We start from the raw sequence: 15,091 nt of genomic DNA on the forward strand, positions 1-15,091 counted from the left end.
GTTTATTGAGTGTTACCCATGTATGCTCTCACCATCGCTAAAGCTTTGGATAATTTTAGCTTCGTAAGTAAGTAAATCTTGCCATTTTTTGTTTACTTCTTCTGGGTTACCGTATTTTCTGGCAAAATTTAAAAACATAGTATAATGATTGGCTTCCGAGATCATTAGTTTTTTATAAAAAAGTTTAAGCTCTTTATCTTCAAGCTGTTCAGATAGCAATTTAAAACGCTCACAACTTCTGGCTTCAATAAGTCCTGCATACAATAAGCGGTGAATAAGTTGGTCTTTTCTGCTGCCGCCTTTTGGGAAAAACTTCATCAGTTCGGTTACATAAATATCTTTTCTGTGCCAACCTAAGGTGTAACCTCTTTCGGTAAGTTTATCATGTACCATTTTAAAATGGCTCATTTCTTCTTCCGTAAGGGCAATCATTTCTTCTACAAGTTCTGGATATTCTGGATAATTTATAATTAAGGAAATGGCAGTAGATGCTGCTTTTTGCTCACACCAAGCGTGGTCTATTAAAATTTCTTCTATGTTTTTAGAGGCAATGTTTGCCCATCTAGGGTCTGTAGGTAATTTTAGGCCAAGCATAATTATAATTCTAAATCAAAGGTGGTTCGTAATTTATCTAATAGTGGGTTTTTTTCTTTTAATTGCTCGTATTTTTCTCGAGGTGTAAAAGCAAACTTCTTTGCCGTAGTTTCATTTACTAAAATTTCTAGCTGGCACTGGTTGTTGTTAAGTGTTTCGGCAAGGTAGGCTAATAGTTTTCCTTGTGCACGTTCTAAATCAATTTTCATTGTTGCATTGGGTAACACAACTTTTATTTTATTGTTTTCTAATTTTGGGGTATCTGTTTTGATGATAGAATAGAGGATTTTTTGTCCTTTTTCTTTCAAAATTTCCCCATAAGCAACCCAAGCTTCTTGGAGTTGTTGCTCTGTAAAATTCTGATTTAAAACTTTTTCTTCTGGTTTGTTGAGCTGTTGTTGTTTTAATAACTCTTTTTTCTCTCGGATACTTTTTAGGGAAAGTCCAGATGTTTTTTTCTTTCTTTCTGAAGTTAACTTAACAGTAGCAGAAGATTCAGTAGTTATACTTTGAGTGTTTTTTGTTGCTTTGGTATAAGGCTCCTTCTCCTCCTTTACTGTTGCAACATTTTGCTGAACAATAGGTGGTGGATTGTTTGGGATTACTTGAGCAAAATGACTTGCAGCAATTATAAAGTGTTTAGGCTTTTTTTTTTCTCCATCAAAAGTGATAGAGGCAATTTGCATAAGGCAGAGCTCTACTAACAGGCGCTGATTTTTGCTGGTTTTATATTGTAAATCGCAAGTATTTGCTAAGTCTATTGCTTCTAAAAGAAACTCGCGGTTACATTTTTTTGATTGTTCTAAATACTTGGTTTTAATTTGTTCGCCAACTTCAAGCAGTGCAATGGTTTCCGGATGTTTACAAACCAATACATCTCTAAAATGAGAAGCTAAACCGTTTATATAGTGTTGTGCATCAAAACCTTTTGCCAGAATCTGATTAAATTGTAATAAGAGTTCGGGGATGTTGTTTTCTAGAATTAAATCTGTCGATTTGAAATAGGTTTCGTAATCCAACACATTTAAGTTTTCGGTAACGGCAGCTCGTGTAAGTTTATTTCCGCAGTAGCTTACTACTCGGTCATAAATAGATAAGGCGTCTCGCATGGCACCATCGGCTTTTTGGGCAATAATGTGTAGGGCATCATCTTCGGCTTCTACGCCTTCTTTTAAGGCAATTTTTGCGAGGTGCTCTTTGGCATCGGTTACGGTGATTCTTTTAAAATCAAAAATTTGGCAACGCGATAATATGGTAGGGATTATCTTATGTTTCTCTGTGGTTGCTAAAATAAAGATAGTGTGTTTTGGCGGTTCTTCTAATGTTTTTAAAAAGGCATTAAAAGCAGAAGAAGATAGCATGTGAACCTCATCGATAATATATACTTTGTATTTACCTACTTGTGGTGGTATTCTTATTTGGTCGATAAGGTTTCTAATATCATCTACCGAGTTGTTAGAGGCTGCATCAAGCTCAAAAATATTGAAGGCAAAATCTTGTTCTGTGTTATCGTCAGAAGCGTATTGATTTATTTTTTTTGCCAGAATACGAGCACAAGTAGTTTTTCCTACACCACGCGGGCCTGTAAATAATAAAGCTTGTGCTAAGTGATTATTGTTTATGGCGTTTTCTAAGGTGTTGGTAATTGCTTGTTGCCCAACAACATCTTCAAATGTTTCGGGCCTATACTTTCGTGCTGATACTATAAATTGCTCCATTACCGCAAATATATAAAGTTAGTTTAAGTATAACAACCAATTAACACATGTAACAAACAAATAAGTTTTAAGTATGATTTTGTAATCTAAGTAGTATCTTTGCCGTAAAGTAGGTCGTCTTATCGCTCTGTAAGGAGAGGAAAGTCCGGACACCATAGAGCAGCATAGCGGTTAACAGCCGTCGGCCGTGAGGTTAGGAAAAGTGCAACAGAAAGAATGTACAGGTAATGCTGTAGTGAAATCAGGTAAACTCTATGCGGTGCAATGCCATGTATACCAGCGTTATAGATAGCTCGGTCGATGTTGGAGGGTAGGCAGCTAAGAGATTTTTGGTAACAAAAATTCTAGATAAATGATAAGAACTCATTTTTTGAGTACAGAATCCGGCTTATAGACCTACTTTATTTTATAAATCAAAATTTCTTGTTTGATTTTGCCGACTTCAATAAAAATAAGTATTTTTAGTTTTTTTAACAAATACACCAATCTTTTAAGTATTTATGAAAAACTCCAAAAAAAGGAAAGCAACTACAAAGCATTCTAAAAATCAAGAAGAAAAAGTTAATTTGTTTACCAAGCATTTTATTCCAATTTTAATCTTGTCCTCTTATTTTATTATAGAAACAATAGCGATTAAAGGACAAATAGATTATAAAGGATTTCAGTGGTTAGCAATTTCTGTAGTAAATCTTTTCGGGTTAGGTTATATTTTTTTTAACAGCAAGCAATTGAATTTGATAAATGCTGTTTTTAAGAAAAATATACTTCTTATTTTATTAGCTATTTTCTTTATCCTTTCAGGAGTTTCTATTTTACAATCAATAAATGTAGGGCAAAGTATAGTAGCTTATGCGGCATTAACGCCTGTTGTTACCATGGCGTTTGTATTTTTTTGTTTACTTTATAAACGTATAGAAGTTTTAAAAATATTAGCACTTGTTATTACAGGTGTTGCTTTTTATGAATCGTTTGATGCGGTATCTGCTATTTTAGGAGGTATTGCAGATGGTGAAAATTACAGCACCTTAAGAAGAGCAACTAAAGGGGCAATGGGAAATCAGAATGTTTTTGCTTTTGCTTTTGTGGTAAAGTTTCCTTTTGTAGCCTATGCAGCAATTGTGTATAAACAATGGTGGGTAAGAATAGCTGTTGCGGTAACACTTTTCTTAAGCTTTATGACTATTTTCTTTACAGGCTCTAGGGCAGGAATGCTATCTGTTGTAGGGCAAAGTGTTTTGATGCTAGGAGGTTTAGGATATTTATTTTTTAAAACTAAAGAAAAAACAAGGTTTATTTACCTAGCAGCTTCTTATGCGTTTGTATTGGTTGCTTCTTATTTTATTTATAAAACTATTCATCAAAATAATACAAGGCCACATAAACCAGTAAGTGTATTGGCACAAGAAAAGAAACCTGCTAACATAATTACGGGTAGGCCTGTAAAAGAAGAGGTTCGTGTGAAATATTGGGAATATAGTTTTGATTTAATCAAAGATAAACCTTTACAGGGCTATGGTTTTGGAAATTATGAGCTTTATATTCCGAAGTATTATAGAACAATAACAGACGGAAACCGTTTTTCAAGGCACCCACATAATGAGTTTGTAAATATAGCAGCAGAATCTGGTATTATTAATTCTTTGGTATTCTTAGGTATTTTTATAGCTTCATTATTATTGATAATTAAAATTTTAAGGGATAAGGAAAATAATTATCCAGATAACGTTAAAATTGTTGCTGTAATTGGGTTTGTGGCTTTAGCAGGATATTTTATGGATTGCATGTTTAACTTTCCTATTAATAGGCCTCCTATGCAAATATGGTTTGGATTAATTATCGGACTTATTGCGGCAGTATATTTAAGCTATCAGGAAAAATTATCGGAAGAATCTGTAATTGAAAAGCAACCTGTAGGGTTGGTTAAACTATTAGCTGTTTCTTTATTAGTGTTAGGTTTAATAGTTACAGTAATTAATTATAACACCTATGTGTCTTACAAAATACAAGGGAAAATGATAGCCGATCTAAGTGCAGTAAATAAAAGGCAACAGCAAAATTTATCTAAACCGGAAGGTAAACGTATTCCTGTAAAGCCTACATACAATTATAATAGTTTGGTGAAAGAGTTGCCTAAAATTCCGAACCTAGCAGAAGATACCGAACCAATTGGCTATAAATTAAGTAGGTATTTATTGCTAGAAAAACGATATGCAGAAGCTGTAAAGGTTTTAGATAGTATCCATCAGTATAGTCCTTATACAGGCTATGATTATTACTTAAAAAGTAATGCCTATGATAAAATGAATAAACCTGATAGTGCATATAAATATGCTAAAAAAGCATATTATAACCGACCTCGTAACCTTAGTTATTACAAAACAGCAATGGCTATGGCGCAACGAACGGGGCATGTAGAAGATTTGAAACCAATGTTTGAAGAGTTTTCAAAATATAGTCCACAAGCCGAAGTGCATAGAACCTACATTTATTCATTAATAAGAGCGAAAGAAAATACAACACTTATTATGAGTGAAACTCAAAAAGCAGCAGAATTATATCCTGAAGATACAAAAATACAAAACTTAAATGCTAAGTTACATAGCCTTCAAAATAGGAGATAAACTTTAGAAAATCTATATATTTTTGAAGAAAGAAAATACGGTTCCGCCGTATTTTCTGCTTTCTGCAAAACAGTTATGTACCGATAAATCTGTATGTGTATCGTGTTCGATAATTAAAATGCCGTTAAGGTTTAGGAGTTTGTTTTCTATACATAAATCTGCAATTTCTGTAAATTTATCGAGACTAAAATCATAAGGAGGGTCTGCAAATATGATGTCAAACTTCTCGTTAGTATGGGCTAGAAAAGCAAAAACATCGCTTTTTATTGTATCGATAGGTGTATTAAAAGTATTCGTGGTGGTTTGTTGTATAAACTTTACACAGGCATAATGGCTATCTACGGCTGTAATTTCTGTGCTTCCACGCGAGATAAACTCGTAGGTAATGTTTCCTGAACCAGAAAATAAGTCTAAAATTTTGGTTTCTTGAAAATCAAATTTATTAGTAAGTATGTTAAACAAGGCTTCTTTCGCCATGTCTTTGGTTGGTCTAATAGGGAGATTTTTTGGGGCAATAATACGTTTCCCTTTGTATGTTCCAGAAATTATTCGCAAAATAAACTTTTTAAAATAAGATGATTTGTATGGTAGTCCTTATTAATTAATATATTTTCATTATCAATAAGGTTGTTGTTGATGTTTTCTTCTTTAGTAAAAAAGTAAACATGCTTGATATAGGTTTCTATATAGTTGTATGTAGCGGTACCTATGTTGATGTCGCCGCCCAAATAGAGTTTAATTTTGGTAGGCTTAATATTTAATTGCTCTAAAGAGAAAAGTAGGTAATAAATAAAATCTTCGGGGGTGTAATAGGAAAAACTATTTGCTAGTATAAGTTTTTTATCACTAAAAATACTTAAATCAAAGTGTGTTGGATATACCTGGATAAAGCCTTGTGTGGTAGTCTCTAAAAGTTGTTGTTGGACTGAATTTACGAGTAAACTCACGCTGTGGGTAAAAGTAAAGCTTCCAAATGTATCAAATAGATAATTATTGATATTAGTTAAAGGGATAAACACATTTTTTGTGGCTAAATAAGGTATATCGTCATAAGTAATATAATCTGTTTCGAGTATTTTGATGTTAAACTTTAAGTATTGACTGAGTTTGTTTTCATCAAAAAAATCATTAGGAACTAACGTGTAAAGTGTATTGGCATAAACAACAATAACTTTACTGAGCTGGTAGGTTTGCTGAAGCTTTTGGACTTCGGGTTGTAGGCTTTCTAAAACCGTAATAGGAGAAGCCGATGAGTTAATTTTTTTATGCTCATAAGCAATAATCTTTTTGCTTTCACCTGCCGTAGCAGTACAAAAAGAAAGTCCATCTTGAGAAATCAAGATGGACAAGATATAGTTGTTATCCTTATGTTTATTTGTCGTTATCGCCATAAACTTTAGGCCAGTTACCACTGGTGTTAACTTCGTTTAAAGAGCCTACTTGTATGTAAGGTCCGTTAACTTCTTCTACCGATACAATTTGCTTTTCTTGCGCAACAAGGTCTTTATCTTGGTCTTTAAGAATTACCTCTTTTGCTACTTTTACCTCAAAAACAGGCATTGCAGTATTGTTCTTTTTTATTTTTCTAGCACCTATTTGGAATTCTTCCTCTTTGTTGGTAGTAGGTACATATTTTAATTCTTTGTAGCGGTTAGTTCCTTTAAATAAGGAATCTTTAACAGAAACAAACCCAATTGTATCAATTACAACATCTCCTTTGTACTTATCTACCCCGTAAGATTTTTTGTACTCCTCGTCTAAATAGGTAGTATCTCTACGTTCAGTAATGGTAAATTTTGCCGTATCTATAAATTTAACAAGCCTATCAAAAGTAGGAGCAAATTCTCCTGTTACTTCTTTATGGGCAAGTTCGGCTTTTCTAATGTCTTTAAGACGCTCGATAACTTTTTTATATCTAGCTTCTTTAACTTTGTTAAACTGGATGGGAGCGTACACGGCATTAAAGGTTAGGTAGCCTAGGAATACAATTACCACCCAAAGAATTAACTGAACAACAAGTTTCATAGTTGAGGTATATTTAGTTTAGATTTATAAGTTTTATGTTATTACGCAAATCTACAATTTTTTTTTATACGTAAAAGTTTACAAGAAAAAAATCATGGTTATATTTGAATTTTTGTAAAGCTTCTACTTTTATATGGATTCACAAGAATTATACCAATTATTACGAGACGATTTTAAATTCTCTCCAACACAGGAGCAAGATCTTGCTTTACAGAAAATTACAAGATTTCTTTTTGATAGAGAAGAAAATACTTTTATTCTTAAAGGATATGCAGGGACAGGAAAAACCACATTAATAGGTTGTTTGGTGAAAAATTTATGGAAAATAAAAGTATCCCCTTCGCTTATGGCACCTACGGGAAGAGCAGCAAAGGTAATGACTAACTATTCGGGGTATCAGGCGCAAACAATACATAGAAAAATTTATTACCCCAAAAAAGCAGGTGTAAAGTTGCAATTTGTTTTGCAACCTAATAAACATAAGAATACCGTATTTATAGTAGATGAAGCTTCGATGATTTCAGATATGTCTAACCAAGGTTCATTGTTTGATAACGGTTCATTGTTAGATGATTTAATGCAGTATGTACAAAGCGGAAAAAATTGCAAGTTGATACTGGTAGGCGATACCGCTCAGCTTCCTCCTGTAAACTTAGACAAAAGCCCTGCGTTAGATGCAGATAATTTAGCGCTGAAATACCAAGAAAACGTCTCTCAAATAGAGTTGAGCGAAGTAGTAAGACAGCAGCAAGAAAGCGGAATTTTATTAAACGCTACACGCCTGAGAGAACAACTTCAAACAGATTTTTACGATGATTTTAAGTTTTCGCCTCATGTAGGGAAAGATTTTGAGCGCTTGATAGATGGACATGAAATAATGAATGCTATTAACGAATCCTATAGCAATTTAGGGCATGAAGAAACCGCTATTATCGTACATTCTAATAAACGAGCAAACCTGTATAATCAACAAATTCGTTCAAGGATTTTATTTAGAGAGGATGAAATTGCTGCAGGTGATTACCTTATGGTGGTTAAAAATAACTATTTTTGGGTAAAGCCAAGTTCCGATGCGGGGTTTATAGCAAATGGAGATATTATAGAAATATTAGAAATTTTTGCCATTAAATCACTGTATGGATTTAGGTTTGCGGAAGTAAAAGTAAAAATGGTAGATTACCCAAAAATGAGGGCTTTCGAAACCGTGGTAATGCTCGATACGCTTTCGGTAAATTCACCAGCTTTACCATACGAGGACGCTAACAAACTTTATGAAGAAGTACAGAAAGATTATGCCGATGAACGTACAAAATATAAGCGTTTTCTTAAAGTGAAAAACAATAAATACTTTAACGCATTACAAGTAAAATTTAGTTATGCAATTACTTGCCATAAATCTCAAGGAGGACAATGGCATACTGTTTTTGTAGAACAACCCTATTTAAAAAACGGAATAACAAAAGAGTATTTACGTTGGTTGTATACCGCTTGTACACGTGCAAAAGAGCAATTGTATTTAATAGGATTTAAAGACGATTTTTTTATAGAAGAATAATACAATGAAGAAAAATAAAATAGTAGCTATGATTCCAGCGCGTTATGAGGCCTCTCGTTTCCCTGGGAAATTGATGGAAGATTTAGAGGGAATGCCTGTAATTTGCCGTACGTATTTTGCTACAAAACAAACTCAACTTTTTGATGAAGTCTATGTGGTAACCGATAGCGATATTATTTATAATGAGATAATAAAACACAAAGGGAAAGCTATAAAAAGTATTCGTGAGCATGAATGTGGGAGCGATAGGATAGCAGAGGCTATTCATACAATAGATGCAGATATTGTGGTAAACGTTCAAGGTGATGAGCCTTTTACATCAAAAAAAATACTAGCACAACTCTTAGCAGTTTTTGAAGATGATGCGATGAAGGCAATAGATTTGGCTTCCATTATGACGCCTATCTCTAGTAAAGAAGAAATAGCAAACCCTAATAATGTAAAAGTAATTGTAGATAATCAGTCTCGAGCTATGTATTTTTCGCGTTCTGTAATTCCGTACCAACGGGCAGATGTTGGACATACTTATTTTAAGCATATAGGTATTTATGCGTTTAGAAAACAAGCCCTTTTAGATTTTGAGCAATTGCCTATGCGAAGCCTAGAAGCTACAGAAAAACTAGAGTGTCTACGATTTTTAGAGTATGGAAAAACCATAAAAATGGTAGAAACACAAGAAAAAGTTATAGGTATAGATACCCCAGAAGATTTGCAAAAAGCTAGAGAGTTTTTGACTTCTTCTGCTAAAAATTAAAACTAATACCTAGACTTATGTTGTTGCGTTCGTGGTTTACACTTGCAGTTTGATTACTGTGTTGGAAGTTGTTGGTGTAATCCCTATCAGAATAATCATAAGAAGCATCTATCCTTATGTTATAAAAAGTATATCCTAAACCAAAGGAGAATCCTTCTAGGTCGCTCATATATAGGTTATTTTTATAAGGACTTTCTTCATAGCGATAACCTCCACGTAAGCTTAATGCTTTTATACGATATTCTGCACCAACTTTATAGGTAGAAACAGCTTTGTAATTATTTTTAATAAAATGGTTTAAGTTGTCAAAGTATATCGGATCATAATTATTAGCGTAGTATTTTATGTTAGCGTAATCTTGATACCCATAGTCAAAGCTAATAATCGCCTTGTTAGAGACAATATAAGCAACACTAGCATTAAGCTTGCTAGGGGTGCGTAAATCGTAGTTAGGGTATAAATTAATAACATCAGGAGCTACTGTATAATATTTATTATTTGAGCTGTCGAAACTTTCTAAAAATTGAGAGGTTTCATCGCTAATGGTATACCAAGTAGGAGAGTGGTAACTTGCTCCCACTCGCAACGAGTTTGTTAATTTTGCAATGGCACCTATTTGTACAGAAAAACCTGTTCCTATTGTATTTTGAAAATTTTCAAAATCTACAGAACTTATATTACTTGCAGGAGATTTAGTTTCCTCATAAGCATAGTTTCTTTTTTCGTAGTTTATAAAGTGGCTATTAAGGTTTAGTCCTAAGTAGATTTTATCTTTAAGTGCCATAGCGGCATTTGCTACCAAAACTCCGTTATAGCCTGTTGCTCTATATTCGTATGCTTTATTGTAAGATGTTCCGTTAAAATTATTTTGATAGGTGGTTGTATTATTGTTGTTGCTTGTTGGGTTGATAATAAAAGTTTCGTAGCCTAAAAAAGCATTTTGCATGGCTCGGTTGCTAAGCCCTCTATAATGTCTATCTCCTAGTTCTATGTATGCATTGGTAAGATTAGAAGAGAGGTTGTTGAAGGTGCTTAATGGGATTCCGTTTGCTTGTGAGGCAAAATAATCTCCAATAGAATAGTTGTTGTTTCCAAAGCCAAATATCTTATTGTTAAGGCTGTTTTTAGTCTCAAAATTTAGAGCTACACTAAATTTATTAATAGTGGATTTTGTATTATAATCATTAAAAACAAAAACAGCACCTGCCTGGGATATAGAAAAAACATTGTTTTTCGTATTGGTATTTACATTACCTATAGAAGCTGAATTTGTATAGGTTTGATTATTTAATGTAAAACTTGCTGTACTACTACTAAAAACAGCAGATCCAGCAGGGTTTACTTTTAGAGCAGATAAATCTCCTCCTAATGCTCCAAAGGCGCCGCTCATGGCAACAAACCTTGGTGTTCCGTATAATTGCTCGTAGGTGTAGTTGAAGCTGTCGTCCATAATTTGGGCATTACTTACAAAAGGTATTGTAAATATGCTTAGTAATAATGGAAGTATATATTTTTTATTCATAATGTTAGTTTATACTGTTATTAACGCCCTCTTCCTCCGCTATAACTACTTGAGGATCTTCCTCTTCCAGTATTAGTGTTGTAGCTTCGTGAGCTAGAACTTCTGGTGGGAGTGCTACTTCTGTTGTAGTTGTTAGATGAACTTCTTCGGTAAGAAGAGTTGTTATTGTTAGAAGAACTACGTCTGTTGGTATTGGTGTTGCTAGAACTTCTTCTGGTGTTAGTAGCAGGTTTAGAGTAATTATTCTGACTTCTTGCAGAAGTGTTATTGTACGAACCTGATCTGTTAGAAGTGTTGTTGCTTCTTTGTGTGGCATTAGAAGAGTTACGTCTATTCGTATTTATAGAGTTTCGGTTACTGCTGTTATTGGAGGAACCTCGAGCATTTATATTTCTAGAGTTTCTTATTGTAGGAGTAGTGGCATTACTTCTTCTGTTAGAATTATTGTTACTTCTTCTTATGTTGTTGTTATTATTCATGTTACTTCTTCCACGATGCGAAGCATTATTGGTGTAGTTGCTACGTCCTCTATAACGGCTATCGGTATAATTACTGCGCCCTCTGTAGCGAGAATTATTTGCGTAGTACGGGTTTGAGTAACCATAGTAATGGTGATAATGATTGTTGTACGGGCGATAATAATAGCTGTTATAAGGGTGGTAATAATAACTGTTATATCCCCAAGGGCGATAATAGCCACCCCAGCCCCAATTAAACCCAATGTACCAACCGCCATAGGGGTTTCCATAATAGCTGTTGTATCCCCAAGAGTTGTAATAGCCGCCACCCCAAGCATTATAAGGGTATCCGTTATTTATATAATTAACGTTAATTGTGGTTGGGTTACTTCCCCAAGAGGCATTAGGTTGGTAATTTCCCTGATCATAAATTAATTGTCCGTTATTGTTACCATTATTATTAGAAGTATAGCTATCTACGTTGGTAAATATTTCGCCATCAGCGCTATATTGGCTTGCTTGAGCAATTTGCTCTCCTTGCTGTGCAAAATAGTTTTCATAATAAGAAGATGAATTTTGTACAGGTACAATCTCACTTCCATTAGAAGAGCCATAGATGCCATCCTCATAATTAGAAATATGATAGGTACTACACGATGTTAGTACAAAAACACTAAAAGCACTAAGTAAAAGTACTTTTTTTGATAAGAGTAGGGATATAAGCGAATTCATAATTTGGGTTTTAATAGTTGTTGGACATATCAAAAATAATTAGTTTTGTCCGAAATAAAAATTCTTAACTTAGAAAATACAATATTTGTGCCAAATAACTGATAATGGGGAAAAAACTTACACCAAGAAACCAAGATTATTCAAAGTGGTATAACGAGCTAGTCGTTCAAGCAGATTTAGCCGAAAACTCCGCAGTACGTGGATGCATGGTTATAAAACCGTATGGATATGCCATTTGGGAAAAAATGCAAGCCAAATTAGATAAAATGTTTAAAGAAACAGGGCATGAAAATGCATATTTTCCGCTTTTTGTACCCAAAAGTTTATTTGAAGCCGAAGAAAAAAACGCAGAAGGTTTTGCTAAAGAATGTGCGGTAGTTACACATTATAGGTTAAAAACCAACCCGGATGATAAAACAAAGCTTATTGTAGATCCTGAAGCTAAATTAGAAGAAGAGCTTATTGTAAGGCCAACTTCTGAAGCTATTATTTGGAATACCTATAAAAACTGGATTCAATCGTATAGAGACTTACCTATACTAATAAACCAATGGGCAAATGTAGTACGTTGGGAAATGCGAACCCGTTTGTTTTTAAGAACAGCCGAGTTTTTATGGCAAGAAGGGCATACAGCACACGAAACAAAAGCCGAAGCCATTGCAGAAGCAGAACAAATGAATAAAATATATGCAGATTTTGCAGAAAATTTTATGGCAATACCTGTAGTGCAAGGTAAAAAAACAGAAAGTGAACGTTTTGCAGGAGCAGAAGATACCTACTGTATAGAGGCGTTAATGCAAGATGGAAAAGCATTGCAAGCAGGTACATCGCACTTTTTGGGGCAAAATTTTGCAAAAGCCTTTGATGTTAAATTTACTTCTAAAGAAGGAAAGCAAGAATATGTATGGGCAACCAGTTGGGGGGTTTCTACTCGATTAATGGGGGCGCTTATAATGACGCATAGCGATGATAAAGGGTTAGTGTTACCACCAAAACTAGCCCCTAATCAAGTGGTTATTGTTCCTATCTATAAAGGAGAAGAACAACTAAACCAAATATCGGAAGTAGCATTAGCGTTAAAAAAGCAATTAGAAGAAGCAGGTATCTCTGTTAAGTTTGATGCTAGAGATACCCATAAACCAGGCTGGAAATTTGCACAATATGAATTACAGGGAGTTCCTGTGCGCATAGCTATTGGCCCTAAAGATTTAGAAAAGGGAACAGTAGAGTTAGCACGCCGAGATACGTTAACCAAAAGCTTTGTAGAGAGAGAGAATGTAGTTGATACAGTTAAGCAGTTAATGGAAGAAATTCAAGAAAATTTATACACTAAAGCTAAAACTTATCGTGACGAGCATATTACAGCCGTAGATAGCTTTGAGGAGTTTAAAGAGGTATTGGACAATAAAGGAGGTTTTATTGCAGCACATTGGGATGGTACACCAGAAACAGAAAACAAAATAAAAGAGCTTACTAAGGCAACTATACGATGTATTCCGTTAAATACTGAAAAAGAAGAGGGTAGCTGTGTGTTTACAGGGAAACCTTCGGCTAAACGAGTGTTATTTGCAAAAGCATATTAAAAAAAATGATTTTTTTTGATGAAAAAGTTTGCAGAATTGAAAATATATCCTATTTTTGCATCCGCATTTAGCAATCAAGGTCCGTTCGTCTAGGGGTTAGGACGCCAGGTTTTCATCCTGGTAACAGGGGTTCGAATCCCCTACGGACTACTACTTAAAATTTCTTCGGAAATTTAATTTTGAAATAATGATAATGGTCCGTTCGTCTAGGGGTTAGGACGCCAGGTTTTCATCCTGGTAACAGGGGTTCGAATCCCCTACGGACTACTTTTTAGTTTAAGGAAAAACGAAATATTAACGAGGTATGGCAAATCATAAGTCGGCATTAAAAAGAATACGCAATAGCGAGGTTAAGCGTTTGAGAAATCGCTACCAGCATAAAACAACGCGTAATGCCATTAAAAAATTAAAATTAGCAGAAAAATCGGAAGCTCAAACAATGATGCCGAATGTTTTTTCTATGATAGATAAATTAGCAAAACGTAATATTATTCATGCTAATAAAGCAGCAAACTTAAAGTCTAAGTTAGCTAAGCATGTAGCTGCTTTGTAAGTAACGTATTAGTGTTCATAATTTTTAAGAGCCTTTTTTATTGTTTAGATAAAAAAGGCTTTTACTTGTTTTAGTGATAATGAAATATTTGTACTTTCTGAGTATAAAAAGAGAAAGCCCGCTTTAAAATTAAAGTGGGCTTTTATGTGTTGCTAGTAATTTTAGTGTTAAAAGGCTAATTCAAACAAATAATACCAACATTTATACTAATAGACTTTGAAAGAATATAAATGTTACAATTCATTTGTTTAATTAGTTTAAAATTAACTTTTTTATGATATCTTCTCCCAGATAATCGTTAAGGTTGTTTATAATTTTTTCTTTACCATAGCTTAATTCTTCCCGTAATACAGAGGAATTTAATTTTATATGAAGCGTGTGGTTTCTCAGCTCTATGCTGTGGGTGTAATTTTTTATAGCCGGACCCATTTGGTTTTCCCAAGCTTCGCGTACATTTATTTTGTCTAAACCTTTATCGAGTTTATTCTTTTCTATAAATTGCTTTAATACTTCTGATAAGCTGCTGTTTTCTGCGTTCCTATTACTCATGAGATAAATAACCGTTAAAGCGTTGATAGGTGTAGGTTAACCCGCGTTTGTTCTTTACAGTGAAACTGTTTTTGTCTAGCTTAAGTAAGCTTTCTTTCCATGTAGCTTGCGGTGTGTTGTAATGTATAAAAATACTGTCGTTTTGGAGGTCTATTTTTAAGTTCTCTCTAGTGCCAGTTTTTGTGTATTTCCCTTCTAAATCGGGTTTTACTTTGGTTCTAAAACCATTTAAATCTTCGTTGATAAAAATATAATCTACACTTTCGTTAAAACTAAATGTTTTTTTCTTTCCGCTTTGGCTCTCCACGGTTTTTATTTCCCAATAGCCTTTTAGTTGCTGTAAATCTTCTTTTGTAGGGCTTTGAGAGCAAGCACTAAATAGGGCGATGCTAATTAAGCTTAGATAAAGTAATTTTTTCACGGGGTA

14 protein-coding genes, 2 tRNA genes and 1 other RNA gene are annotated in these 15,091 nt (G+C 34.0%); 8 read left to right on the plus strand and 9 right to left on the minus strand.

Annotated elements, in window-relative coordinates; genetic code table 11:
- Positions 1-12: 12 nt before the first annotated feature.
- Together GGR32_RS09200 and dnaX are read right to left on the minus strand one after the other, a co-directional pair.
- Entirely contained in the window at positions 13-594 is a 582-nt protein-coding gene (locus GGR32_RS09200) for a MiaE family protein (protein WP_183477910.1), read from the minus strand.
- A 2-nt stretch (positions 595-596) separates the two neighbouring features.
- Positions 597-2,312: a DNA polymerase III subunit gamma/tau gene (dnaX, locus tag GGR32_RS09205; protein WP_183477911.1), complete on the minus strand. Its 1,716-nt coding sequence runs from the start codon at positions 2,310-2,312 to the stop codon at positions 597-599.
- A 106-nt stretch (positions 2,313-2,418) separates the two neighbouring features.
- Here dnaX and rnpB point away from each other — a divergent pair.
- Both rnpB and GGR32_RS09215 read left to right on the plus strand, forming a co-directional pair.
- Positions 2,419-2,719, plus strand: an RNA gene (gene rnpB / locus GGR32_RS09210) — RNase P RNA component class A.
- Positions 2,720-2,812: 93 nt separating this feature from the next.
- On the plus strand, positions 2,813-4,933 hold the full coding sequence (locus GGR32_RS09215; RefSeq protein WP_183477912.1) for an O-antigen ligase family protein: 2,121 nt from the start codon (positions 2,813-2,815) through the stop codon (positions 4,931-4,933).
- 12 nt (positions 4,934-4,945) lie between these two features.
- Here the strand turns inward: GGR32_RS09215 and GGR32_RS09220 are convergent, their stop codons facing one another.
- The 3 genes from GGR32_RS09220 to GGR32_RS09230 are packed head-to-tail and all read right to left on the minus strand — an operon-like array spanning position 4,946 to position 6,958.
- Positions 4,946-5,488 carry an RsmD family RNA methyltransferase gene (locus GGR32_RS09220; RefSeq protein ID WP_183477913.1) on the minus strand — a complete coding sequence of 181 codons (543 nt, stop codon included), beginning with the start codon at positions 5,486-5,488 and terminating at the stop codon, positions 4,946-4,948.
- Positions 5,479-6,324: a DUF3822 family protein gene (locus tag GGR32_RS09225; RefSeq protein ID WP_183477914.1), complete on the minus strand. Its 846-nt coding sequence runs from the start codon at positions 6,322-6,324 to the stop codon at positions 5,479-5,481. The genes GGR32_RS09220 and GGR32_RS09225 overlap by 10 nt, the downstream gene beginning before the upstream one ends.
- On the minus strand, positions 6,305-6,958 hold the full coding sequence (locus GGR32_RS09230; protein ID WP_183477915.1) for a hypothetical protein: 654 nt from the start codon (positions 6,956-6,958) through the stop codon (positions 6,305-6,307). The genes GGR32_RS09225 and GGR32_RS09230 overlap by 20 nt, the downstream gene beginning before the upstream one ends.
- A gap of 133 nt (positions 6,959-7,091) precedes the next feature.
- Here GGR32_RS09230 and GGR32_RS09235 point away from each other — a divergent pair, with 133 nt between their 5' ends.
- Positions 7,092-8,513, plus strand: coding sequence for an ATP-dependent DNA helicase (locus GGR32_RS09235; protein ID WP_183477916.1), 1,422 nt, complete (start codon positions 7,092-7,094; stop codon positions 8,511-8,513).
- Between the two features lie 4 nt (positions 8,514-8,517).
- On the plus strand, positions 8,518-9,267 hold the full coding sequence (kdsB, locus tag GGR32_RS09240; RefSeq protein ID WP_183477917.1) for a 3-deoxy-manno-octulosonate cytidylyltransferase: 750 nt from the start codon (positions 8,518-8,520) through the stop codon (positions 9,265-9,267).
- Here the strand turns inward: kdsB and GGR32_RS09245 are convergent.
- A complete protein-coding gene (locus GGR32_RS09245; RefSeq protein ID WP_183477918.1) occupies positions 9,257-10,789 on the minus strand; it encodes an OmpP1/FadL family transporter in 1,533 nt (510 codons plus the stop codon). The genes kdsB and GGR32_RS09245 overlap by 11 nt on opposite strands.
- Before the next feature lie 20 nt (positions 10,790-10,809).
- Entirely contained in the window at positions 10,810-11,979 is a 1,170-nt protein-coding gene (locus GGR32_RS09250; RefSeq protein WP_183477919.1) for a hypothetical protein, read from the minus strand.
- 104 nt (positions 11,980-12,083) lie between these two features.
- Between GGR32_RS09250 and proS the strand changes: the two genes are divergently transcribed.
- From proS to rpsT, 4 genes are all read left to right on the plus strand, one after another.
- On the plus strand, positions 12,084-13,562 hold the full coding sequence (proS, locus tag GGR32_RS09255) for a proline--tRNA ligase (protein WP_183477920.1): 1,479 nt from the start codon (positions 12,084-12,086) through the stop codon (positions 13,560-13,562).
- Between the two features lie 78 nt (positions 13,563-13,640).
- A tRNA-Glu gene (locus GGR32_RS09260) sits at positions 13,641-13,712 on the plus strand.
- Between the two features lie 45 nt (positions 13,713-13,757).
- Positions 13,758-13,829, plus strand: a tRNA-Glu gene (locus tag GGR32_RS09265).
- 37 nt (positions 13,830-13,866) lie between these two features.
- Positions 13,867-14,115: a 30S ribosomal protein S20 gene (gene rpsT, locus GGR32_RS09270; protein ID WP_183477921.1), complete on the plus strand. Its 249-nt coding sequence runs from the start codon at positions 13,867-13,869 to the stop codon at positions 14,113-14,115.
- Positions 14,116-14,367: 252 nt separating this feature from the next.
- On the opposite strand, the gene GGR32_RS09275 is transcribed toward rpsT, so the two are convergent.
- Entirely contained in the window at positions 14,368-14,664 is a 297-nt protein-coding gene (locus GGR32_RS09275) for a DciA family protein (protein WP_183477922.1), read from the minus strand.
- On the minus strand, positions 14,657-15,085 hold the full coding sequence (locus GGR32_RS09280) for a lipocalin family protein (RefSeq protein WP_183477923.1): 429 nt from the start codon (positions 15,083-15,085) through the stop codon (positions 14,657-14,659). The genes GGR32_RS09275 and GGR32_RS09280 overlap by 8 nt, the downstream gene beginning before the upstream one ends.
- Between the last annotated feature and the right edge of the window lie 6 nt (positions 15,086-15,091).

Source organism: Mesonia hippocampi (assembly GCF_014197445.1).
GTDB classification, from domain to species: Bacteria; Bacteroidota; Bacteroidia; order Flavobacteriales; family Flavobacteriaceae; genus Mesonia; species Mesonia hippocampi.